20 protein-coding genes and 1 pseudogene are annotated in these 21,625 nt (G+C 62.2%); 11 read left to right on the top strand and 10 right to left on the bottom strand.

The genetic code is table 11. The features are described from left to right. Nucleotides 1–43: 43 nt before the first annotated feature. The 6 genes from ENJ54_12025 (at nt 44) to ENJ54_12000 (ending at nt 6,342) form a co-directional block, all read left to right on the top strand. Nucleotides 44–409, top strand: a complete 366-nt coding sequence (locus tag ENJ54_12025; protein ID HFC10558.1) for a hypothetical protein — start codon at nt 44–46, stop codon at nt 407–409. Between the two features lie 97 nt (nt 410–506). Further along, a complete protein-coding gene (locus ENJ54_12020) occupies nt 507–1,592 on the top strand; it encodes an MRP family ATP-binding protein (GenBank protein HFC10557.1) in 1,086 nt (361 codons plus the stop codon). A gap of 2 nt (nt 1,593–1,594) precedes the next feature. Then, nucleotides 1,595–2,440: a stage 0 sporulation protein gene (locus ENJ54_12015; protein ID HFC10556.1), complete on the top strand. Its 846-nt coding sequence runs from the start codon at nt 1,595–1,597 to the stop codon at nt 2,438–2,440. A gap of 72 nt (nt 2,441–2,512) precedes the next feature. Next, the gene (locus ENJ54_12010; protein ID HFC10555.1) at nt 2,513–3,697 is read left to right on the top strand and encodes an amidohydrolase; all 1,185 of its coding nucleotides are present in this window, start codon (nt 2,513–2,515) and stop codon (nt 3,695–3,697) included. Continuing rightward, nucleotides 3,694–4,809: a hypothetical protein gene (locus ENJ54_12005; protein HFC10554.1), complete on the top strand. Its 1,116-nt coding sequence runs from the start codon at nt 3,694–3,696 to the stop codon at nt 4,807–4,809. Before ENJ54_12010 ends, ENJ54_12005 begins: the two co-directional genes overlap by 4 nt. A gap of 345 nt (nt 4,810–5,154) precedes the next feature. Further along, nucleotides 5,155–6,342, top strand: a complete 1,188-nt coding sequence (locus tag ENJ54_12000; protein HFC10553.1) for an aminotransferase class I/II-fold pyridoxal phosphate-dependent enzyme — start codon at nt 5,155–5,157, stop codon at nt 6,340–6,342. Between the two features lie 4 nt (nt 6,343–6,346). Here ENJ54_12000 and menE read toward each other — a convergent pair whose 3' ends face one another. The 3 genes from menE to ENJ54_11985 form a co-directional block, all read right to left on the bottom strand. After that, nucleotides 6,347–7,858 carry an o-succinylbenzoate--CoA ligase gene (menE, locus tag ENJ54_11995; protein ID HFC10552.1) on the bottom strand — a complete coding sequence of 504 codons (1,512 nt, stop codon included), beginning with the start codon at nt 7,856–7,858 and terminating at the stop codon, nt 6,347–6,349. 121 nt (nt 7,859–7,979) lie between these two features. Continuing rightward, a complete protein-coding gene (locus tag ENJ54_11990) occupies nt 7,980–8,855 on the bottom strand; it encodes a 1,4-dihydroxy-2-naphthoyl-CoA synthase (protein ID HFC10551.1) in 876 nt (291 codons plus the stop codon). A gap of 137 nt (nt 8,856–8,992) precedes the next feature. Further along, nucleotides 8,993–9,277, bottom strand: coding sequence for a DUF503 domain-containing protein (locus tag ENJ54_11985; protein HFC10550.1), 285 nt, complete (start codon nt 9,275–9,277; stop codon nt 8,993–8,995). 46 nt (nt 9,278–9,323) lie between these two features. Here ENJ54_11985 and ENJ54_11980 point away from each other — a divergent pair, with 46 nt between their 5' ends. The 5 genes from ENJ54_11980 to ENJ54_11960 all read left to right on the top strand — a co-directional run bounded on the left by ENJ54_11980 (nt 9,324) and on the right by ENJ54_11960 (nt 15,142). Further along, nucleotides 9,324–10,079: a DUF4230 domain-containing protein gene (locus tag ENJ54_11980; protein ID HFC10549.1), complete on the top strand. Its 756-nt coding sequence runs from the start codon at nt 9,324–9,326 to the stop codon at nt 10,077–10,079. 15 nt (nt 10,080–10,094) lie between these two features. After that, nucleotides 10,095–11,186 (top strand): 4Fe-4S dicluster domain-containing protein, encoded by a 1,092-nt coding sequence (locus ENJ54_11975; protein ID HFC10548.1) that lies wholly within the window; start codon nt 10,095–10,097, stop codon nt 11,184–11,186. A gap of 187 nt (nt 11,187–11,373) precedes the next feature. Continuing rightward, a complete protein-coding gene (locus ENJ54_11970; protein ID HFC10547.1) occupies nt 11,374–12,750 on the top strand; it encodes a hypothetical protein in 1,377 nt (458 codons plus the stop codon). A gap of 64 nt (nt 12,751–12,814) precedes the next feature. Then, nucleotides 12,815–13,915 carry a sn-glycerol-3-phosphate ABC transporter ATP-binding protein UgpC gene (ugpC, locus tag ENJ54_11965; GenBank protein ID HFC10546.1) on the top strand — a complete coding sequence of 367 codons (1,101 nt, stop codon included), beginning with the start codon at nt 12,815–12,817 and terminating at the stop codon, nt 13,913–13,915. A 12-nt stretch (nt 13,916–13,927) separates the two neighbouring features. After that, the gene (locus ENJ54_11960; GenBank protein HFC10545.1) at nt 13,928–15,142 is read left to right on the top strand and encodes a 2,3-bisphosphoglycerate-independent phosphoglycerate mutase; all 1,215 of its coding nucleotides are present in this window, start codon (nt 13,928–13,930) and stop codon (nt 15,140–15,142) included. A gap of 620 nt (nt 15,143–15,762) precedes the next feature. Here the strand turns inward: ENJ54_11960 and ENJ54_11955 are convergent. From ENJ54_11955 to fabG, 7 genes and pseudogenes are all read right to left on the bottom strand, one after another. After that, nucleotides 15,763–15,897: pseudogene (locus ENJ54_11955) on the bottom strand (lytic murein transglycosylase). Between the two features lie 285 nt (nt 15,898–16,182). Next, nucleotides 16,183–18,633, bottom strand: coding sequence for a hypothetical protein (locus ENJ54_11950; GenBank protein HFC10544.1), 2,451 nt, complete (start codon nt 18,631–18,633; stop codon nt 16,183–16,185). After that, entirely contained in the window at nt 18,630–19,376 is a 747-nt protein-coding gene (locus ENJ54_11945) for a hypothetical protein (GenBank protein HFC10543.1), read from the bottom strand. Before ENJ54_11945 ends, ENJ54_11950 begins: the two co-directional genes overlap by 4 nt. Nucleotides 19,377–19,397: 21 nt before the next feature. Next, nucleotides 19,398–19,805 (bottom strand): hypothetical protein, encoded by a 408-nt coding sequence (locus ENJ54_11940; protein ID HFC10542.1) that lies wholly within the window; start codon nt 19,803–19,805, stop codon nt 19,398–19,400. Next, complete coding sequence (gene nusB, locus ENJ54_11935; GenBank protein ID HFC10541.1) at nt 19,802–20,269, bottom strand: transcription antitermination factor NusB; 468 nt, start codon at nt 20,267–20,269, stop codon at nt 19,802–19,804. The genes ENJ54_11940 and nusB overlap by 4 nt, the downstream gene beginning before the upstream one ends. A 10-nt stretch (nt 20,270–20,279) precedes the next feature. Further along, nucleotides 20,280–20,654, bottom strand: a complete 375-nt coding sequence (locus tag ENJ54_11930) for an Asp23/Gls24 family envelope stress response protein (protein HFC10540.1) — start codon at nt 20,652–20,654, stop codon at nt 20,280–20,282. Continuing rightward, nucleotides 20,651–21,403, bottom strand: a complete 753-nt coding sequence (gene fabG / locus ENJ54_11925; protein ID HFC10539.1) for a 3-oxoacyl-[acyl-carrier-protein] reductase — start codon at nt 21,401–21,403, stop codon at nt 20,651–20,653. Before fabG ends, ENJ54_11930 begins: the two co-directional genes overlap by 4 nt. Nucleotides 21,404–21,625: the final 222 nt, after the last annotated feature.

Here is a 21,625-nt window from a genome sequence, read left to right as displayed (position 1 = left end):
GGCGTTTTTGTACGAGCATTTGGAATTGCTTTTTCCCTCACGCATGATTTCCTCTCTGCGCGACTTGCGCGGTGAGCGGTGGCAAGCCTTGGTGGATGAGGCTCAACGCAGCCCGGCGACTTCGGCGGCCCATTTGGGCTTTGTGCTGATGATGAGCCGCCTGGCGCGTTGCAACACGTGCAGCATCGATAGCCAGCGGGCTATTCGCGGTTGTGCGCTTTGTGCCCGCAAAGCGGTGGCGCGGTTCAAAGGCGACGATGGCGAACTGCTGCACCTTTACCTGCAGGCCTGTGAGGAAGTCGACGCGTTTTTGGGGCGCACGCGAAGCGACGCCGAGGCACCAGCAAAACCCGCGGCCGTGTCGCCCTCGCCGTTGGTGGCGGGTGCCGGGCGAATCTCGCGGGCGTAGCCTTGTGCGTGGGGGAAAGGTGCAATCATCTTTTGTTCACAAAAGTCGGGTATAATCGGCGTGCTTGCCGACAACAACATTTCCCTCTACGAGGTGTATGATGGCTCAAGTAACCCCAGAGGCTGTGCTCGCAGCCCTTCGTCAGGTAGAAGACCCCGACCTGAAACAAGATTTGGTTTCGCTGGGCATGATTCGCGACCTGGAAATCGAAGGCGGCAAAGTGCGCTTCACGATTGTGCTGACCACCCCTGCCTGCCCTCTGAAATCCAAAATGGAAGCCGATGCTCGGAATGCAGTGGCTGCGTTGCCCGGCGTCGAGACCGTGGAAGTCAAGATGGACGCCGAAGTGCCCAACGATGGGCGGGTGCGTGGCCTGCTGAAAGTACCTGTCCGCAACGCGATTGCGGTGGGCTCCGGGAAAGGCGGCGTGGGCAAGAGCACCGTGGCCGTCAACGTGGCTGTGGCGCTGGCACAGGCTGGCGCACGCGTGGGTTTGATGGATGCCGATATCTACGGCCCCAATGTGCCCACCATGATGGGCATCAAGCACCTGCCTCCCGCTCGTGAAGGCCGTCTTTTGCCCGCCGAAGCCTACGGCGTCAAGGTCATGTCCATTGGTTTTCTGGTCAAACCCGGCCAGGCGCTGATCTGGCGTGGCCCCATGCTCCACTCGGCTATTCGACAATTCCTCAGCGATGTGGAATGGGGCGAACTCGACTACATGATTGTGGACCTGCCGCCGGGCACGGGTGATGCTCCCCTCAGCCTGGCGCAGAGCCTCTCGCTTTCAGGCGGCGTCATTGTCACCCTGCCGCAGAAAGTTTCATTGGATGATGCCAGCCGCGGCCTGCAGATGTTCCAGCAGTTGCAGGTGCCGGTGCTGGGTGTGGTGGAAAACATGAGTTATCTGGAACTGCCGGATGGCACCCGGATGGATATCTTCGGCACTGGCGGCGGTGAAGTCCTGGCAAAAGAAGCGGGTGTGCCTTTCTTGGGCGCAATCCCGATGGACCCCGCGGTGCGGGAAGGCGGCGATAGCGGGACGCCCATTGTGGTTTCCAACCCCGATTCGCCCGTTGCTCAGGCTTTCATTCGCCTGGCTGAACAACTGGCGGCTCAATTGAGCATTCAGGCGATGAAAGGCACCTCCGCCGGACCGGTGGACATCAAACTTGTGGGGTAGGTATGACCCCGTATATTGTGGGCGTGCGCTTTCGCCCGGTTGGCAAGGTCTATCACTACGACGCGTCGTGTTGCCGTGAACTCCGCGCGGGCGATTTTGTCATTGTGCCCAGCCGTCGTGGCACGCAAATCGGCGAAGTGGTGCAAACCTTTGTCGAACCTCCTGAGCGCCCAGAGGAAGGCTGGCGCACCATTGTCCGCAAGGCCAATGGGCGCGACCTGACTTTGCGGCGGCTCATTCGCCAGCGCGAATTGCAGGCCCTGCTGGCAGCCCGGCAAAAGGTGCGCGAACTGAACTGCACTGAAATCAAACTGGTGGAAGCCGAAATTTCCTTCGACCAGCGGTATTTGACGTTCCTCTACGGCGTTTCGGGCGGTGGCAGGCCTGACCTGCGGCGGCTGCACAATGCGTTGGTGCGTAAATTCCCTCGCCGGCAGGTGGAATTCCGCCGCCTGGGGCCGCGCGATGTCGCCAAACTACTGCCCGGCATGGGCGCGTGCGGGCGAGCGGTGCGCTGCTGCGCCGAATTTCTCACCGAGTTCAACCCGGTGTCTATCAAAATGGCGAAAGTGCAGGGCATTTCGCTCACGCCTTCCGAAATTACCGGCGCGTGCGGGCGGCTTCGCTGCTGCCTGGTGTATGAATACGAGCAGTACGCTGCCGCAGCGAAAAACCTTCCTCGCCGCAAAAAGCGGGTGCAGACACCCGAAGGGGAAGGCAAGGTGGTGGATGTGTATCCCCTCAAGGAGAGCGTGCTGGTGGCTTTGCCCGACGGCACTTTGAAGGAATTCCACCGCGACGAATTGCAGCGCCCTGAACAGGCTACCACCCCGGCCCCGAAAGGGTGAGATTGCCCATCATCGTTGTTTACCCTGCCCGCCGCGAGGCGGGCTTCGTCGCTTTGAGGTTGGAGGTTGAAAATGTCAGCCATTGATTTTCGTTCTGAAGCCGAGGCGCTTTTCGACTATACCCGCAGCCTGCGGCGCGATTTCCACCGTCACCCCGAACTGGGCATTCAAGAGCACCGCTCGGCAGCCATTGTGGCCCGCGAACTGCGCTCTTTTGGCCTGGAAGTCACCGAGGGGGTGGGACAAACCGGCGTGGTGGGCGTGCTGCGCGGTGCTTCCGAGGGCCCTACCGTGCTGGTGCGTGCCGATATGGACGCACTGCCCATTCAGGAAGAAACCGGCGCCGAGTACGCTTCCGAAAACCCGGGCGTGATGCACGCCTGCGGCCACGATGGGCACATGGCAATGGGCTTGACGGTGGCGCGCCTCTTGGCGGCGCACCGCGACGCGCTGCGCGGCACAGTGAAGTTTGTTTTCCAGCCCGCTGAAGAGGGCCTGGGCGGCGCCGAAGGCATGGTGAATGATGGCGTGCTGGAAGGTGTAGATTATGCCCTCGCAATGCACCTGTGGAATGAAAAGCCCGTGGGCTGGCTGGGTATCGCCGATGGCCCCACCATGGCCGCTGCTGACCGCTTTCAGGTGCGCATTGTGGGCAAGGGCGGTCACGGCGCCCAGCCCCAGGCCACGGAAGACCCTGTGCTGGCGGCCTCGCAGGTGGTCACGGCTTTGCAAAGCATCGTCTCTCGCCATGTGGATCCTCTCGAAGCGGCGGTGGTAAGTGTGACCATGTTCCAGGCAGGCACGGCATTCAACATTATCCCCACCGACGCCCGGCTGGAAGGCACCATTCGCACGTTTGCACCGGAAGTCACCCGCGAGGTGCGGACGCGTTTCCACCGCACGGTGCACGGTGTTGCTCAGGCTATGGGCTGCCGGGCCGAAGTGGCGCTGGATTTGCTGACCCCGGCGGTCATCAACGACCCGCGCGTGGCTGCCCTTGTGCGCACCGCGGCCACAGAGGCGCTGCCCGATGCCGTCATCGATGCCCATGCCCGCACGATGGGTTCGGAAGATATGGCGCTGATGATGTATGACATTCCGGGGTGCTATTTCTTCGTCGGCTCCAACAATCCGGCCAAAGGGCTGGATGCGCCCCACCACCACCCGCGCTTCGATTTCGACGAAGCCGCTTTGCCGCGCGGGGTTGCGGTGATGAGCGCCGCGGTGGTGAAAGTGCTGGAAGAACGCCCGGCATGAGCGGCAGGCGCTGGCGGAAGGTCTGGTGGTTGGGGGCGTTGCTGCTTTTGTGGGGTTGTGCCCCGCGCGCCCAGGGGAAGCCGACGGCGTCGCCCCGCGCGGTGCAGCCTTCACCTGTGGTTTTGCCTTCCCCCACGGCGACACTGCCCCCGTCACCCAGCCCGATTGCGGCGGCTCAGCCCACCGCGGCAGCCACGTTTGCCGTCCAGGCGCCTCCCCCTGCTCCCGAGCCTTTGCAGGTCGTTTTCCCCACCCCCGGGCCGACGCCTCGCGTGCCCTGGCGCCCGCCGATGTATCCTGTGCCCTGGGCGCCCACGCTCCACGATCATTTCTTCCTTGCCCGCCCCATCCCTGCTTTCTATGGCAAACTACCGACCACCGATTACCGCTACGGCGGCGTGTTTTTTCGCGGTGAGGTGCACACCGGCATTGACATCCCCGGCGATCCCGGCACGCCGGTGCTGGCCGCCGGGCGCGGCCAGGTGATTTGGGCGGGCTATGGCCTCAACAGCGGCCACCCCGGCCAGAAAGGCCCTTATGGCCTCGCTGTGGTCATTCGCCACAATTTTGGCTGGAAGGGACGCACCCTTTACACGGTTTATGCGCATCTGAGCGAAATTGCCGTCAAGCCAGGCTGGTGGGTGGAAACAGGCACACCGCTGGGGCGGATGGGCAACACGGGGCATACCACAGGACCGCATTTGCATTTCGAGGTGCGGTTGGGTTCCCTTGGGGGGGATGGGGAAGTCTCTTTCGAGACACGCAACCCCGAATTGTGGCTGGTGCCGCCTGTGGGGCGCGGGGTGCTCGCAGGGCAGGTGTTGGATTCCTGGGGGCGGCCGCTTTCCCATAACATCGTTTACATTGCCTCGCTGGAAGACGAGAACTTTCACTGGCGCACTTACACTTATGCGGCACACAACCCTTTGATCCATTCCGACCCTTATTACCGGGAAAACTATGTGTTTGGCGACCTGCCGGCAGGGAAGTATCGGCTGACTGTGTCGTATGGTGGGGCTTTCTTTTCGCAGGAATTCGTGGTGCGACCGGGGCGAGTGACCTTTTTCCGCTTCAAGGGCTGGAGCGGCTTTCAGCCTGACGCAAAACCGTAAGCAATGCGTTGGGGGAAAGCCATCTCCTGCCCGGTGCAAGCGGCTGCTTCGCTTTGGCGGGCTTAGTCTTTCTTGAAAAAGCGAGGGCTTTTTTGTTCGCGACCCTTGACGCTTTTGCGTTTTGCGGCTAAACTTTGGCGCATGGAAACCCTTGTCTCTCGCGTGATGATGGGCATGATGATGTGCAACCCGAAGCCACTGGCGGCTCTCGGGCCATCGTCGCGTGGGTAAGACACCGTTTATTCGCCCTTCCGACGCCCCCGGCCGAGCCGCCGGGGGTGTTTTTTATTCCCCGCCAGGAGGTGTGCCGTGTTGTCTCTTCAGACGCTCCCCTTAGCCCAATCGGTGGCCGCTGCTGCAAGCCCCGGCCCGTCGACCACGTCCGTGCATGGGGGGCGGCAGCCCAACCCCTACCGCGCCGTCACCGAACCGGTGGTGACCTCTGCCCCCACGGTTTTTCGGAATACTGCCGACCTGGTGGCGTTTGTGGAAGCCCGTCAGCAGGGGCAGACCGAGGTGGTGGAATATGGCCGCTACGGCAACCCCACCGTGCGGGATGCGGAACGCCGCCTGGCCGCGCTGGAAGGGGCGGAGGATGCGCTTTTGCTGGCTTCCGGCATGGCCGCCGTGACGACGACGTTGTTGACGCTGGTGCCTGCCGGGCGGCACGTGGTGCTCACCGATGGGGTGTATCGCCGCACCCGCCAGTTTGCCACTGATTTTTTGCCGCACCTGGGCATCTCGGTCAGCGTGTGGGACTGGCACACCCCGTTGGCCGAGGTGTTTCGCCCTGAAACCGCGCTGGTGCTGGCCGAAACGCCGACCAACCCTTATCTGCGCGTGCTCGATCTGGAAGCCCTGGCGCGCACGGCGCACGCTTACGGCGCGTTGGCGGTGGTGGACGCGACCTTTGCCACCCCCATCAATCTGAAGCCGCTCGCGCTGGGCGTTGACCTGGTGGTGCATTCGGCGACCAAGTATCTTGGCGGGCACCACGACTTGCTGGCGGGCGTCGTGGCGGGGGCGTCTGCGCTGGTGGAGCAGGTGCGCGCTGCGCTGGGAGTGCTGGGGGGCGTGTGCGCGCCCCAAACGGCCGCTGCGCTGGCCCGCGGCCTGCGGACGCTGGGACTGCGGATGGCACAGCACAATCGCAACGGCCAGGCGGTGGCCGAGTTCCTGGAAGGCCACCCCGCGGTGGAGCGGGTCTGGTACCCCGGGCTGTCGTCGCATCCTGACCATGCCGTGGCGCGGCGACAGATGCGCGGCTTTGGCGGGGTGGTGTCGTTTACGGTCAAAGGAGGGCTGGAAGAAACCGCCCGCTTTGTGGACGCGTTACGCATTCCGCTTCTGGCGGCTTCGCTGGGCGGGGTGGAATCGTTGGTCACCTTGCCCGCGCTGGCTTCGTACTACAACCTGTCCCCCGAAGAGCGGCAGGCGTTGGGCATTCCCGATAACCTGGTGCGGCTTTCGCTGGGCGTGGAAGACACGGCCGATTTGCTGGACGACCTGGCGCAGGCATTGGCCGCGGTGTAGGCTGTCATGGGGAAGCCAGCAGGGCTTGTACGGCAGGGCGGCGAACTTTGCCCGAAGCCGTGCGCGGCAGGCAAGCCACGAAGCGGATGAGGCGCGGCACTTTGTAGCCTGCCAGGTGCTGGCGGCAGAAGGCTTCCAGGTCGGCCGCGGAAGCGTGAGCCTGGGGTTTGAGCACCACCGCCGCGGCGACGCGCTGCCCCCATTCGGCGTCGACGAGGCCCACCACGCAGGCTTCCGCCACGGCGGGGTGCTGCCGCAGCACGGCTTCCACTTCCGCGGGGTAAACATTTTCGCCGCCGGTGACGATGAGGTCGTGGCGGCGGTTGACCACCCAGAGGTCGCCGTCGGCGTTGAGGTAGCCGAGGTCGCCGGTGTGCAGCCAGCCGCCGCGCAGTGTGCGGGCAGTGGCTTCCGGCGTACCGTCGTAGCCTGCGAACACGGTGGGGCCGTTGATGAGGATTTCGCCGATCTCACCGGGGGGAAGGATGCGGCCGTTTTCGTCGGCAATGCGAATCTGGGTGTAGAGCAGGGGCTTGCCCACGCTGCCGGGCTTGCGGCGCACGGCTGCGGGCCCGGCGGTCGCGGCTTGCGAGGCAGATTCGGTCAGGCCGTAGGTGGTCGCTACAGGATAGCCGCGGGCGAGGGCGCGTTGCAGCAGGTCGGGCGGTGCGGCCGCTCCGCCGAGGAGCACCAGCCGCAGGGCGGAAGGCGGCGGTTGTGGGGTGGCTTCCAGCAGCCGGTGGAGCATGGTGGGCACGAGGGAAACCAGCGAGATGCGCTGTTTTTTCAGGGTTTCGTATAGCCATAAGGGGTCAAAGCGGGTGTCAGCCTCCGGCAACACCACCGTAGTGCCGTAAAGCGCGCTGCGGAAGAGAATGCTCAACCCGCCGACGTGGTAGAGAGGCAGGGTGAGCAGCCAGCGGTCGCCGGGTGATACCCCCAGGCGGAAAGCCGAAGCCACCGCGCTCCAGTAAAAATTGGCCGCGGTGAGCAGGGCGGCTTTGGGCTGGCCGGTGGTGCCGGAGGTGAAGAGGAGGGCGAGGGGAGAGGAATTTGGCGTTGCGAATTGCGAGTTAGGAAATGTGAATTGCGAATCTGGAGTCGCGAAATCCGCCACTTCCACTACCCGCAATTTCTCATTCGTATCCCCCCTAACTCGCAATTCCTTATTCGCAATTAGGATCTCCCGCGCCCGCGCGGCCGTTTCTTCGGTCGCTACGATGTGGGTAGCCTGGCTGCGGGCGAGTTGGGTACGCATTTCGGTGACCGTCAGGCGCAGGTTGAGAGGCACGAGCACGGCTTCCATGCGGCTCAGCGCGTGGATGGCGGCCACCGCGGCGGGCGTTTTGGGCAGCAAGGCAGCCACGCGGCTTCCCGCGGCGATGCCGGCGCGGGCAAACGTGTCTTCCAGCGCGCGCGCCCATGCCCACAACTGCCGGTAGGTGAGGGTATGCTGCCCCCAAATCAGGGCGGGGCGCTCGGGGGATGCGGTGAGGCGGGGGGTGAGCCAGTCCATGGGAAATAGAGTTAGGGAATGAGGAATTGCGAGGCCGTGAAGCGCAGTTCGCAGATCGCCACTCGCAATTCGTAATTCACCATTCGCAATTCGTAATTCGTAATTCGCTGCTCGCGGCTTCTCACGGCCAGCGGGGGAACGCATCGAAATCGCCGAACCGTTGCGGGCGTTTTTCCAGAAATGCGTCGCGGCCTTCTTCGGCTTCGTCGGTCATGTAGGCCAGCCGGGTGGCTTCGCCCGCGAAGAGTTGCTGCCCCACCAGCCCGTCGTCGGCCAGGTTGAAGGCGTATTTCAGGAAACGGATGCTCATCGGACTCTTGCGGTTGATGGTTTGCGCCCACTCGTAAGCCACTTCTTCCAGCGTTTCGTGGGGCACGGCGGCGTTGACCATGCCCATCTGGAGGGCTTCCTCGGCGGTGTAAACTTTTTCCAGGAAGAAGACCTCGCGGGCGCGCTTTTGGCCGATGTGGCGGGCCAGCAAAGCCGAGCCGTAGCCGCCGTCGAAACTGGCGACGCGAGCGTCAGCCTGCTGGAAGCGGGCGTGTTCCTTGCTCGCGATGGTCAGGTCGCAGACGACGTGCAGGCTGTGCCCGCCGCCTACCGCCCAGCCGGGCACTACGGCAATGACCACTTTGGGCATGAAGCGAATCATGCGTTGCAGTTCCAGCACGTGCAGGCGGGGCAGTTCGTAGCCGCCCACATAGCCGCCCTTACCGCGCACCCGCTGGTCGCCGCCCGCGCAAAAGGCCCAGCCGCCGTCTTTGGGTGAAGGCCCCTCGCCGGTGAGCAAAATCGTGCCGATGTGGGTATCCAGCCAGGCGTCGCGGAAGGCGTCCAGCATCTCGTCAATGGTTTCGGGCCGGAAGGCGTTGCGCACTTCGGGGCGGTTGAAGGCGATGCGCGCCACGCCGTTGGCCTTGTAGTAGGTGATGTCGCGGTACTCTTTGGCTTGGTGCCACTCGGTGGCTTTGCGGATGTGATTCCAGGTTTCGGGCATGGAAATCCTCCAACGTGGGTTGCTTGCCGCCAGTGATGGTCAAGAGTGTTGCTACGGGGTGGAAGAGGCTCTATTGTAACGCGTCATGTGCAGCCAGCACGCGCAAACCCGACTGTCAGGTGGTCAAGCCCCCCTGATTACCAGATCACGATCTCTTCGTCTTCCACCCAGCCCTCGCGCCAGGTCGTTTCCACCCAGCGGTGGGCTTTCTGGAGCACCCGCTGCGCCTGGGCGGCGTCGTTGCTGACCACGGCGCAGGCGATGACGGCCCGCTGCCAGGTATCCTGTGCATCGATTTCGGCCACGGAGAGGTTGAATTCCCGCCGCAGTTGATGAAGCAATGGTTTAAGCCGCCCGCGCTTTTCTTTCAGCGAGCGGCAGCCGGGCAGGTGCAGCCGCAGCGTTAACACGCCGATGTGCATAAGGCCCTCCTGAGCCACGGAAAGGTGTAATGCGGCTTATAGTATAATGGCTGCGGAGGTGAAGATGCAAACGCGTCGAAATTGGGCCGGGTATTTGCTGGTTGTGGGCTTGCTGGCAATTCTCACCTGGATGGCTTACCGTGTCACCGGTATTGTTTCGGGTGCGGCGAATGCTGCCTTGCAGCCAGTAGAGCAAATGGGCACGCAGATGGCCGTTGCGCTCAAGCCAGTGGGGGCCTTGAGCACGCAGGTTTCGCAGGTGTTGCACCCCACGCCCACCGTTTTGCCCGACCCTGTGACGGTGATTCATAGCGTGCGCAGCCTGGCGCGTTTGGAAACCGTGCAGTACACGGTTGAAAAAGTGGTCACGGCTGAGGAAGGCCAGAACCAGCTGGGCTTCCTTTTCGGCGACCGTTTGTTGTTTGTGGCACACGGCGTGGTCATTGCGGGGGTGGATTTGGAAAAACTTCAGCCGCAAGACCTGTGGACGCAAGACGGCGTGCTTTATGTCCGTCTGCCCGCGCCTGAGATCTTTGTGGCCACGCTCGACAATCAAAAATCTTATGTTTACGACCGGGATACCGGCTTGTTGACGCATGGCGACGTGCAACTGGAAACTGCTGCCCGCCGCACCGCTGAACGGGAAATTCGGCAAGCCGCGCTGGACGACGGCATTTTGGTGACCGCTCGCCGGAATGCTGAGGCTTATCTGGCGCGTTTGTTGCGCTCTTTGGGTTTCCCTGAAGTGATTTTTGTGGAAGCCACCCCTGTGCCGACGGCACAACCTACACCTACACCCTGATTCCTGGAGGCTGACATGGCTGATCTGACAACCCGTTTGCTGGGCTGGACGTTGAAGAACCCGATTATGCCCGCTGCCGGGCCGCCTGTGCGCGATGCCCGCATGGCAAAAGCCTGCATTGAGGGGGGCGTGGGCGCCCTGGTGACGAAAACGATTTCCGTTCGTGCGGCCGATGTGCCCACGCCTAACATGTGGGATTTGAAAAGTTACTTCCTCAACACCGAATTGTGGTCGGAACTTTCGCCAGAGCACTGGCTGGAAGTAGAATACCCGGAAATTCGCCGCCTGGCCGACGAAGCCGGCATTCCGGTGATTATCAGCCTGGGCTACACCGCCGAAGAAATTGCCCAGTTGGCGCCGAAAATCAAGCCGTTTGCCGACGCGGTGGAACTCAGCACGCATTACATCGAGGATGACCCCCGCCCCATGCAAGATGCGATTCGGGCTGCCAAGGAAGCCTTAGACGTGCCGGTGTTCGTCAAGATGAGCCCCTTCCGCGAGCCGCAACCGGCGGCCATTGCTGCGGTGGAAGCGGGGGTGGATGGCATTGTGGCAACCAACTCTTTCGGCCCCGCGTTTGGCATTGATATTGAGCGTGGAGGCCGACCGCTGATGGGCGGAAAGGGCTATGGCTGGCTTTCCGGCCCGGCGCTCAAGCCGATTGCCTTGCGGATGGTGTACGATATTGCGCAGGTGGTGGATGTGCCCATCATTGGCGTGGGCGGCATCAGCAAGGGCACGGATGTGGTGGAATACCTGATGGCAGGAGCCAGCGCTGTGGGCATTTGCACGGCAGCCATTACCCGCGGCCCGGCGGTGTTTGGCAAGATTGCCAAACAGTTGGCGAAGTGGATGGACAAAAACGGCTATGCCACCATTGCCGACTTGCAAGGGCTGACGCTGCGCCAGCAAATCCCCACGATGGAAGCACCGCCAATTTTGATTCCTGAGAAGTGCACCGGTTGTAATTTCTGTGTGCTGAGCTGCGTATATGATGCCTTGCACCTGGACGAAAACCGTAAAATCACCATTGAAGAAGAAAACTGCTTCAAGTGCGGTGTTTGCCTTTCCCGTTGCCCTGTGGACGCATTGGCTTCGCCGTACTAAACCCCGTTGTGTGCCTGGCGCCGCTTGGCGTGGTGCATTGAGTGGGACGTAAGTAAGCAGGGCAGCAGAGAAGCCTTCTCTGCTGCCCTTTCTTTTGACCCCCGGTTTCGGATAAATCTCTGCCGATTGCCGTTACGCTATCTCTGCTCAATGCGCTGCCCCGCAATGTGGGTCTGAGGAGGTGAAGATGAGACCCTGGCGGAAAGTCATATATCTGGTTGTGGGAGGGCTTTTGGGCGCCGCTGTCGTGGCTTGCAGCCCACACCCCAGCCCCAGCCAGGGAGGCCTCGCTGCGCCTCTTGGAACGGTCCGTTCTGGAGGCGTGGCGACGCTTACCCTCACCCCGCAGCCTTCCCCCACGCCGGTGAGGCCAACGGCATCGCCTTCGCCGGTGCCTGTCAGGCCTTTGGCGACTCCTACGCTTTCGCCAGGGGACGCGAAATGGGCTTTTTGGACTTCCGGTACCCGCTTGCGGGGGGCTGATATTTACCAGCGGCGGGTTTTCCCCGATCTGGATGGTACGACTTTCCTGGGCCCAGGGCCCCTGGGGCCGCCTTACACTCAGGCCGATTTCGATGCCCTGGCAGCGGGAGGGGCGAATTGGGTCAATCTTTCCGTGCCTGGCCTGTTCACCGTGCGGCCTCCCTATCGCCCCGACCCCGCGGTGGTGCAGCGTGTAGACCGGTTGATTGCCATGGCTGCACGCGCGGGCTTGTGGGTTGTGCTTTCGGCACGCACCGGCCCTGGCCGCAGCGAGTTTTCTATCCTGCGCGATGGGGCAGGCGATTGGTTCCCCCGGTCGTATCTTGTCGAAAGCGTGTGGCGTGACGCGGCGGCGCGTCAGGCATGGGCGGCCATGTGGCGTTATACTGCTGAGCGTTATCGCGGCAACCCCGCCGTTGTGGGTTATGACCTCATGGTGGAACCCAACGCCAATGACATTGTGGACGTCTGGGATCCGTTGACCTTTTACGCGCGTTATCGCGGTACGGGCTATGATTGGAACGCGTGGTACCCTGACCTGGTGAAGGGAATTCGGGAAGTGGACCCCGACACCCCTGTTTTGGTGGGCTGTATGGGGTACAGTGATTTGGAATGGTTGCCTTACATGCAGCCCGTGAAAGCCTCGCGAGTGGTCTACACTTTTCATCAGTACGCTCCCTTCGTATACACCCACCAGGAGCCCGATGTGCCGGTGACTTACCCCGGGCGTTTTGATGCCGATGAAGATGGCGAGGTGGAGACGGTTGACCGCGCCTGGCTGGCTGGGTTGCTGCAAACGGCTGCTGATTTTTCGGCCCGTACGGGGGCGCCAGTGGCGGTCAACGAAACTGGCGTGAAGCGCTGGGCGCCCGGAGCAGCGCGGTTCATGCACGATGAACTCGATTTGCTGGAATCCCTGGGCATCAATTACGCCGTGTGGATGTGGTACCCTGCCTGGCCGCCGCTGGCCGAAGGGGACCACGACTTCAATTTTCGGTTGGGCCCTGACCCTGCCAACCGCCATGATGTCCCCAATGCCTTGTGGAATACCTATCGCGATTTTTGGGCGCATCATCCCTGATGGGGTATAATATTGAAAAAGAAGCGGGCTCTGTTTCCTTATTTCTCATTGTCAGGAGATTCTTATGGCCAGTGTTACTTATGAACACGTCACAAAGCGTTTCGGCAACGTTACCGCTCTCAATGACCTCAACATTCATGTGGAAGATAAGGAATTCCTTGTGCTGGTAGGGCCTTCCGGCTGTGGCAAAACCACGGCTTTGCGCTGCCTCGCGGGGCTGGAAGAGGTGACGGAAGGGCGTATTTTGATTGGCGACCAGGTGGTCAACGACGTGCCGCCCAAAGATCGCGACATCGCGATGGTGTTCCAGTCTTATGCGCTTTACCCGCACATGACCGTGTACGAAAATATGGCCTTTGGCCTGAAACTGCGGAAGGTGCCCAAAGATGAAATCAAGCGCCGTGTGCAAGAGGCCGCAGAAATTTTAGGGATTGAGCAATTATTGGATCGTAAGCCGCGGCAGCTTTCCGGTGGTCAGCGCCAGCGTGTGGCTGTGGGGCGCGCCATTGTCCGCAACCCCAAAGTGTTTCTCTTCGACGAGCCGCTTTCGAACCTCGATGCCAAACTGCGTGTGCAAACCCGCACCGAGATTTCCAAGCTGCACAAGCGCCTGCAGACCACTTTTATCTATGTGACCCACGACCAGGTGGAAGCCATGACGATGGCTGACCGGATTGCGGTCATCAACCACGGCGTATTGCAGCAAATCGACACGCCCCAGGCGCTTTACGAGCGCCCGGCGAATATGTTTGTTGCAGGTTTCATCGGTTCACCGGCGATGAATTTCTTCCACGGCCATCTGCGCCAGTCGGACGGCCATTTCTACGTCGAGACCGATGCTTTCCAGGTGCAGGTGCCCGACGACCGCAAGGAAATCTATCGTGAATACGTGGGGCGGCCGGTGATCTTTGGTATTCGGCCGGAACATATTCACGCGCCGAACTTTACGCCGCCGGGCATTAAGCCCCAGCCTGTGGAAGGCGATGTGGAAGTGACCGAGTTGATGGGCAATGAAACCTTTGTTTACATGCGGGCGGGGAACACGCCTTTTGTGGCGCGGGTTGACCCGCGCGCGAACTATCGCATGAACACGAAAGCACAAGTCGTGTTCGACATGGAGCAAATGCACCTTTTCGACCCCGAAACCGAAAAGGCCATTCGCTAATCGAGGAGCCTTATGCCTTTTGACTACATTCCCCCTTTGTTGCAGCCCAACAGCAAGAAAATTGTGCTGCTGGTGATGGATGGTTTGGGGGGCCTGCCGCTGGAAGCCGGTGGGCCGACCGAACTGGAATTTGCCCGCACGCCGAACATGGACCGTCTGGCTGCTGAAGGCACATTGGGTCAGACGATTCCTATTCGCCCTGGCATTACCCCCGGCTCGGGGCCGGCGCACCTCGCGCTGTTTGGCTATGACCCGCTGCACCACCCGGTGGGGCGCGGGGTGCTCTCGGCGCTGGGGGTGGGGATGGAAATCCGCCCTGGCGACGTGGCCGCGCGTGGTAATTTCTGTACCCTCGATGCTGATGGCAACATCGTCGACCGCCGCGCCGGACGCATTCCCAGTGAAGAGTCTGCGCCGCTGGTGGAAAAACTGGCACAAATCCGCATTCCGGGGGTGGAAGTGGAAGTGCGGCAGGTCAAGGAATACCGCTTTGTGGTGGTGATGCGCGGGGAGGGGCTTTCTGCCGACCTGGAAGACACCGACCCGCAGAAAACCGGCGTGCCCCCGCTGCCCGTGCGCCCGCGCACAGGCGACCCCGCCGCCCGCCGCACCGCGGAACTCTTCAACCAGTGGATCGCGGAAGCCCGTCGTGCCCTGGCCGACCAGCCGCGCGCCAACGGCGTGACCCTGCGCGGCTTCGCTACCGATCCCGAATTGCCCAAATTCGACCCCTCTTATGGCTTGAAAGCGGCCTGCGTTGCGGTCTATCCCATGTATAAAGGGGTGGCGCGGCTGGTGGGTATGGATGTTCTGACCTTCGAGGGAGAGCACCCGGAAGATGAGTTCGCCGCAGTGGCTCAATATTGGGATGAATATGACTTTTTCTTCGTCCACATCAAGAAGACCGATAGCAAAGGCGAAGATGGCGATTTCGAAGGCAAAGCACACATCATCGAAGGTGTGGATGCCGCCTTGCCCAAACTGCTGGCGCTCAAACCCGATGTGCTGATGATTACGGGCGACCATTCTACGCCTGCGAAATTGCGTTCCCACTCCTGGCACCCGGTGCCTTTCTTGATGTGGGCGCCGGAAACCGTCCGCCCTGATGCCCAAACCCGCTTTGGGGAAACCGCCTGCGCTCAGGGTGGTCTGGGCACTTTCCAGGCGCATGACGCGATGCCGTTGGCGCTTGCTCATGCCGGTCGGCTGGAGAAGTTTGGCGCGTGAGGCTTGATTTTCTGCCGCCACGTGTGAACGCCCCGCTGAGAATACAGCGGGGCGTTTTTGGAAAACCCATAAAAAGGTTACGGCGATGTTGTGGGGGAAGGTGTGGGAGAACGGTAAGGTGTGCGGGTTGGTGTTGGTGTAAACGTCGGCGTCGGGGTGGGCGTCAGTGAGGGCGTGGGCGAGAACAGAAAAGTGGAGGTAGGCGTCGCCGTCGGTGCCGGCGTGGGCGGTTCGCCTTCAACGGTGAAGGTGCCGCTGACTTTCCACTGTTGCCCCACGAAAATGACCACCTGATAAGTGCCAGGGAGCCATTCCGAGGGAGGTGGGTTCCAGTCGGTAAAGCCGTAGCCGCCGCGTGAGGCCGTCCATGCTTTGGTTTCGAAATGCACGATTTCCCCGTTTCGATACCAGATGGCTGTCCATTGCACGCCCTTGTCCATTTTGTCATAGGTGAACACTGCATAGAGATGCCCTACCGGGTTTTTGAAAACGGTGCCAGGGTGTAAAGGCTTGTAATTGTGCAAATCCAGCCCTTGGGTAAATACCAGGGGACTAAACACGGTGTCGGGGTTGGGGGTGACGGAGGCTGTAAATTTTGCCGCAATCGCCAGGGGGATGTAGGGCGTGGGCGTGGGGGTAGGGGTGTAAGTTGCCAGCAGGGTAGGTGTGACGGTGGGGGTAGGTGTGACGCTGGGAATGGGCGTCATGGTGGGGGTAGGCGTGATGGTGGGGGTCAGCGTGGGAGTGGGGGAAGGGCGGTAGAAGTGGTACACCACCGGCTCGGTATGCGGCAGTGCCACGCTGAGCAGGCTCAGCCCTGCCGCAGCAAAGAGTAGTTTCCAGCCGGTGAGAAGGCGGGCGCGCCGCATGCGGAAGAAGGGTAGCCTGCGAGCGGTACGGAAGGCGCGGATGCTGCTCAGCAGGCTGACGACCGCACCAAGGGCGGCCAGCCAGGTTGCGATGACGATGGTTGTGTGAATTTCCAGAGACATGATGAGGCGTCGGTCGTAGCAGAGCAGGGATTGGAGGTAGGGAAGGGGTTAGGGGGCCCAATGGGCAAACCACCAGCCTAAAACAGCGGCGGCCGGTTTGCCGTGCACTGAGGCCGAAGGGCCTTGTAATGCTGCCGGGGGGTAATAGTCGGCGGTGATGATGCCGCTAATCCACGGTCGTGCATTGATGGCAGCCAACAGGGCGGCGTAGGCTTGCGTCTGGCGCTCTAAGTTTACCGCTGTTTGGTGCGCCGTTGCGGTTTCCGGGAAAAGGGCCTGTTGCGGAAGGCATTGCCCTTGCAGCGGCAAGCAGCCGCCCTGTGCCTTTTGGGCAGAGGGGTAAGCCACCACGAGCACGATAGGCTTGTGGAAAGCCTTGGCAAAGGGTTTGACCTTGGTGTCGAGCAGCGAAGCGGTGGTGGCTTGCCATTGGGCAGGATCAGTGCCCAGGTCAGGATGCCAGAGCAGATAGATGCCATCTGCTGCGTCCAGGAAGGCAGGCGGGGCGTGGAGGTCTTCCAGCGGCATGGCCCAGTAGATGGGGCCGTGGTAATTTTGGCGTGCTGTGGCAAAGACGGCGTGCCAGCGGGACGCGAGGTCGGCCGGGGCGCCAGCGGCTGAGCCATCGGGCAGTGCATTTTTGACGGCAGGCGTGACCCACTCCCCGCCCAACACTAACGCGCCGGCGTGGCTGCGTTGCGCCAGGATGGCGAAATGGTGGGTAAAGGCTGTGTAGCGGTCGAACCACGAAACCCACCAGGCGAAATCGTGGGGTTGCTGCCACCACTTTAGGCCGGTTGCCGGCTGGCGCACTTGTGGAAAGAGGGCTATGTTCATGCCGCTGTTGTGGGCGGCATCGGCCATCGCGAGCAGGTCGGTGACCAGCGGGTCGGTGCCGGGGCGGGGTTCCCACAACGGTGGGGTGGTGGCGGTTACCGCCCAGGTGGGGGTGAGGATGACCCAGTGGGCGTGCAGGCGGCGGATTTCAGCGAATGTGCGCCCCATATAAGGCTGCCATGCTGGCCGGTAAGCGGGCATCAGCGCAACGCCTTGCCAGAAAGCCCCTTCTCGCGGTTGGGGTTTCCCCTGGGGTGTGGAAGCCGCTGTGGGCTGCCCCCACCATTGCCACTGGACGCTGTCTTCCAGTTGCTGGGGGACGTGGGTGAAGCCGAACAGCCGCCCGCGCTTGCCCTGGCCTGCGAATTCGGCTTCGTCACTGACGCCGCATTGTTCGGCGCGGCAATACCGGTAGCCAAGTTCGGAAGGCCCGGTGGGGCTGCTTAGCAAGTAGCCCCATTTGCCATCCCCGAGTGGCCACATGGGCAACGGCGGTGTCCAGACGGCCGGGTTGAGTTGCAGGTCGACCGTATCGCCAGCGGGCGTATCGGGCGGCACGGTGGCAATGAACCAGATGGCGCGCATTGGCCCGCTGGCCCAGGTTTCGACAACGTCGTTGATTTCTGTGTCGTGGGGTGGCACAATGAGCTGGCGCGTGACGAAGCGGCCCGCACTATCGTGCTCGGCGTTCCAGTAGCCATCGCCTAAGGTGAAAGTGTAGCGCACGTCGGCGCCGACAGGCAGTTGCAATGTGAGAGTATATTGGCGGCTGCCGGTTTGTTTCAGCACGGGCATCCGGTTGGCGAGGGTGCTCAGGCCACCGCCCAGGTCGGCGAAAGTGTTCCCCAGGGTGTAAAGGTTGCCCGCCAGCCGCACTGGTGCGCCAGCAATGGTATCGGAAGGCACGATGACGTGGAAGGTGACGTTGACCAGAGGCGCGGCTGCCATCTGGATGGGAGCAGGGGTGCTGGCGCCGGCCCCGACGCGCGCCCGTTGCTGGAAGGTGCGATATCGTCCATCAAGGGCATAGGCGACCAGCGTGTGTTCCCCGGGGGGCAGGCCTTCCAGCAGGTAGGAGCCATCGGCCAGGGTGAACGTCCATGCCCCTGCGGCGCTGACCAGGATGTCGGCAAGGGGGTGGCCGGCGTCGTCAGTGACTTTCCCCGCGATGCGCCCTACGGTCCCGCGATAGAGGGTGTCGTTCCAGCGGGCGACGATGTCGTCGTTGCGCATTGGGCCGTCAACCCGCAGCAGGCGGTAGCGCACCAGTTGCCCGGAAACCAGGGCTTCCAAAGCGATCTGGTTGTTGTTCGTGTGGCGTTCATAGCGATACTTCAGCACCGATCCCACAGTGGCGGGCACTTCGGCTTCGTAGAGGTCGTTGCCCACGCGTTTCATGGGGTAGCGTTGTGGCGCGATGTTGATGCCGGTCACTTCGTTGAGCACAGCCAGCACCACTTGCCCGGTGGCTTGCGGCACGCGCACCCGGAAGGTTACGGGGACCTGCGGCAGCGGCGTGGGGGTGGCTTTGAGCATGCCAACCGTCGGGGTGGGCTGTGGCAACGGTGCGGGAAGGCTGCGTGGCAGTGCGCAGGCAAAGATGGTCAGTGAAACGAAGGCAAGGGTGGCGTAACGCCCCCAGCGCCACAAGGAGGTTTTCATCGTTTGGCCTCGTCATGCAGCCACCAGAGCAAGATGTCGGGATTGCGCAGGCGGCGGAGAGAGAGGATAAGGGGTTTGCCTGAGTTCAATTCTATCACGAGGCGACCGCCCCGCATTTCGATTCGGGCGATGCTATGCCAGGGGAAGGCACGCTGCCTCACGGTCAGGCCGTGGCGGTCGATTTGGAGGATGCCGAAATCGAGAGGCTGGCCTGCTGCCCAGCGGCGGCGGAGGGCGGGAAGCTGGTCGGCGTAAAGATGGCGTTGCAAGCGGCGGGCCAGCCCCGGCAGGTTGGGGAAGCGCCCGTCGAGGCGTAACCGGCTGCCGTCGCGCAGGTGGAGCACGATGACGCCGTGCATGTGTCCGAATATGGAGCGGCTAAAGCGTGTTTCGATGCCGACCACATCGCGCCACAGCAGCGAGACGGGAGGACGGGGCGCCAGCCGGAGGGTGAAGCCGGTTGGCCCCATCCGAAGGTGAGTTTGCCGTCGCCAGCGCGCTTGCAGAGCCAACAGCAGCGACACCGCGGCAAGCACAATAGCCAGCAACCAGTAAGGGCGCGGGCGATACCACGCTGCCACTGGGCCGTAGTGGGTGTAGGCATAAATGCTCAGCCAGGCTGCGTAGGCCGCGGCTGCCACTGGCGCTGCGGCCAGCAGGGCAAAATACCCCCAGGCGCGTGGCCCGCGCGGGGCGGTGGCAAAAACAATGGTTTCGGTGGGAGAGGTTGGGGGTGAGGTCAAGGCCGGAAGGGGCACAGCAGGTTAGAGGCGGCTGTTGGCGGACGGAGGGGAAGGCGTCTCGTCGCCGGGCTGTGGGGCCTCTGTTGGGGGAGCGCTGGAAGGGGGAGCAGCCGTCGGGCTTTCCGGCGCGTTGGAAGGTGGGTTTTCCGGGGGTGGGGTAAGCCACGGCGCCTGGGCGTGCCAGATCGATTCTTCGGGCCGCCGCAGCCGGATGTCGCGCAGCCCGGTTTCTTCCCACAGGCGTTCTTGCCAGTGCTGCAATTCCCACGAGGCGCGCACGACCCCTTGCCAGGCTTCGGTGTGGCGCAACTTGCGCAGCCATTTCCCCATCCGCCGGGCAAAAGCCACCAGGTCGTTAGGGCCGACGACCAGCAGCGCAATCACCAGCACCACCAGCAATTCCAGCGGCCCAACACCCAAGAAATTCATCGGTCTGCCTGTGTGGAATTTACGGTTTTTGCCGCTTGCTGCAGGGCCTGGCGGACGTCGTTGGCGTGTTCTGCCAGGCTGCCCAGCACACCATTGATGAAGCGCGGCGAACTATCGGAGCCGTAGGTTTTGGCGAGTTCGACTGCTTCGTTGATGGCGACTTTGAGGGGCGTTTCGTCGTCTAAGGCCATTTCCCAAAGGGCGATGCGCAAAATGTTGCGATCAATGGGGGCAATTTGTTCCACCGGCCATTCGGGGGCATAGCGGGCAATGTGCTTGTCGAGGTAGGGGCGCAACGGCACCACCCCGAACACCAGCCGGCGCACAAAGGCTTCCAGGCGGTCGTTGGCAAGGGGCGTTTCTTCCAGCCTGTGGCGCAGCACGGTGCCGGGGGGGTGGCCGGTGAGGTCAACTTCGTAAAGTACCTGAAGGGCTATGCTGCGGGCGCGAGTGCGTGCCTTCATGGGAAAAGTTTTAGCCTTCGGGGTAGTGGATGTCTTCGATGTGGACGTTGATGTGGCCGACGGTCATGCCGACCATTTCGGAGATCGCGCGCGCCACGGCTTTTTGAATTTCACGGCTGACGCGCCGCAGGTTGACGTTCCCTTCCAGCACGACGTACAGGTCGGCATCGACCACGCCGTCGGCGATTTCGATTTGCACGCCTTCGTCAGCACCCCGGCGAAACAGGCGGTTGACGCCGCCGGGCACCGGTGCCAGTGCATGCACGCCCGGCACTTTGAGGGCTTCCAGGCGGGCGATGGCAACCAGCACTTCGGGGGAAATGGTCGTGGTTCCGGGAGTGGTCTCTTCGGTCATTGCAGGCTCCTTGAGCGGTGGGTTGGTCATGTCATCCCGCCGTTGACACCTAACACCTGGCCGGTGATGTACGCGGCCTGGTCAGAGGCCAGGAAGGCGACTGCGTAGGCCACTTCTTCAGGTTCGCCTTTGCGCCCTAAAGGAATCATGTTCAAAATTTGCTCGCGAGCGTCGTCGGGCACGCCTTCCCAGATATCGGTTTCGATGTAGCCGACGGCAATGGCGTTGACGGTGATGTTGCGGCTGGCGACTTCGCGGGCCAGCGCTTTGGTGAAGCCAATTTGCCCCGCTTTGGAGGCCGAGTAATTGGTCTGCCCGGGGTTGCCGATTTGCCCCGCCACCGAACTGATGTTGATGATGCGCCCCCAGCGTTTGCGCATCATGGGGCGGACGGCGGCTTTGCTGCAGTTGAAGGTGCCTTTCAGGTTGGTGGCCAGCACGGCGTCCCAGTCGTCTTCTTTCATCAGCATGATGAGGTTGTCGCGGGTGATGCCGGCGTTGTTGACCAGGATGTGGATACCGCCGAAGGTCTTGACGGCGAAATCGATGAGGGCTTTGGCTTGCTGGAAATCGGCCACGTTGGCCTGGAAAGCCTCGGCCTGGCCCCCCGCGTTGCGAATGGCTTCGACGACTTTCTGGGCTTTTTCGGCGGCGTGATGGTAATTGACCACTACCGCAGCCCCGCGTCGGGCCAGTTCCAGCGCGATGGCGCGGCCGATGCCGCGTGAGGCGCCGGTAACGACGGCAATTTTGCCTTCTAACGAAAGGGTGGCTTCCATGTGTGCGTCTCCTCCTTCCAAGGGGATGGGGCAATTATACCGCCATCCGCTGAGGCGTGGGGGAGATGTGGCGGTGGTGGGAGCACTCATAAGTTGTAGAATCAGGCAGCAAGGGGCCAGCCGGTGGTGGGAGACCAAGCATCGCTCAACCAGGCTGCTCGCGCTTTGGCGGTCATTTCAGCCCCGTATGGCGTCCATCGAGCACCGGCTCGTTTGAGCCGT

This window comes from Chloroflexota bacterium, assembly GCA_011322445.1.
GTDB lineage: Bacteria > Chloroflexota > Anaerolineae > Anaerolineales > DRMV01 > DRMV01.
Note: the sequence above shows the minus strand (reverse complement) of the source record. Positions and strands in the feature narration are given on the sequence as shown.

What these genes read in the sequence shown, in the direction of transcription:
- ENJ54_12025 (HFC10558.1), top strand. Translation starts at nt 44, where the DNA reads ATGATTTCCTCTCTGCGCGACTTGCGCGGTGAGCGGTGGCAAGCCTTG.
- ENJ54_12020 (HFC10557.1), top strand. Translation starts at nt 507, where the DNA reads ATGATGGCTCAAGTAACCCCAGAGGCTGTGCTCGCAGCCCTTCGTCAG.
- ENJ54_12015 (HFC10556.1), top strand. Translation starts at nt 1,595, where the DNA reads ATGACCCCGTATATTGTGGGCGTGCGCTTTCGCCCGGTTGGCAAGGTC.
- ENJ54_12010 (HFC10555.1), top strand. Translation starts at nt 2,513, where the DNA reads ATGTCAGCCATTGATTTTCGTTCTGAAGCCGAGGCGCTTTTCGACTAT.
- ENJ54_12005 (HFC10554.1), top strand. Translation starts at nt 3,694, where the DNA reads ATGAGCGGCAGGCGCTGGCGGAAGGTCTGGTGGTTGGGGGCGTTGCTG.
- menE (HFC10552.1), bottom strand. Translation starts at nt 7,858, where the DNA reads ATGGACTGGCTCACCCCCCGCCTCACCGCATCCCCCGAGCGCCCCGCC.
- ENJ54_11990 (HFC10551.1), bottom strand. Translation starts at nt 8,855, where the DNA reads ATGCCCGAAACCTGGAATCACATCCGCAAAGCCACCGAGTGGCACCAA.
- ENJ54_11985 (HFC10550.1), bottom strand. Translation starts at nt 9,277, where the DNA reads ATGCACATCGGCGTGTTAACGCTGCGGCTGCACCTGCCCGGCTGCCGC.
- ENJ54_11980 (HFC10549.1), top strand. Translation starts at nt 9,324, where the DNA reads ATGGCTGCGGAGGTGAAGATGCAAACGCGTCGAAATTGGGCCGGGTAT.
- ENJ54_11975 (HFC10548.1), top strand. Translation starts at nt 10,095, where the DNA reads ATGGCTGATCTGACAACCCGTTTGCTGGGCTGGACGTTGAAGAACCCG.
- ENJ54_11970 (HFC10547.1), top strand. Translation starts at nt 11,374, where the DNA reads ATGAGACCCTGGCGGAAAGTCATATATCTGGTTGTGGGAGGGCTTTTG.
- ugpC (HFC10546.1), top strand. Translation starts at nt 12,815, where the DNA reads ATGGCCAGTGTTACTTATGAACACGTCACAAAGCGTTTCGGCAACGTT.
- ENJ54_11960 (HFC10545.1), top strand. Translation starts at nt 13,928, where the DNA reads ATGCCTTTTGACTACATTCCCCCTTTGTTGCAGCCCAACAGCAAGAAA.
- ENJ54_11950 (HFC10544.1), bottom strand. Translation starts at nt 18,633, where the DNA reads ATGAAAACCTCCTTGTGGCGCTGGGGGCGTTACGCCACCCTTGCCTTC.
- ENJ54_11940 (HFC10542.1), bottom strand. Translation starts at nt 19,805, where the DNA reads ATGAATTTCTTGGGTGTTGGGCCGCTGGAATTGCTGGTGGTGCTGGTG.
- nusB (HFC10541.1), bottom strand. Translation starts at nt 20,269, where the DNA reads ATGAAGGCACGCACTCGCGCCCGCAGCATAGCCCTTCAGGTACTTTAC.
- ENJ54_11930 (HFC10540.1), bottom strand. Translation starts at nt 20,654, where the DNA reads ATGACCAACCCACCGCTCAAGGAGCCTGCAATGACCGAAGAGACCACT.
- fabG (HFC10539.1), bottom strand. Translation starts at nt 21,403, where the DNA reads ATGGAAGCCACCCTTTCGTTAGAAGGCAAAATTGCCGTCGTTACCGGC.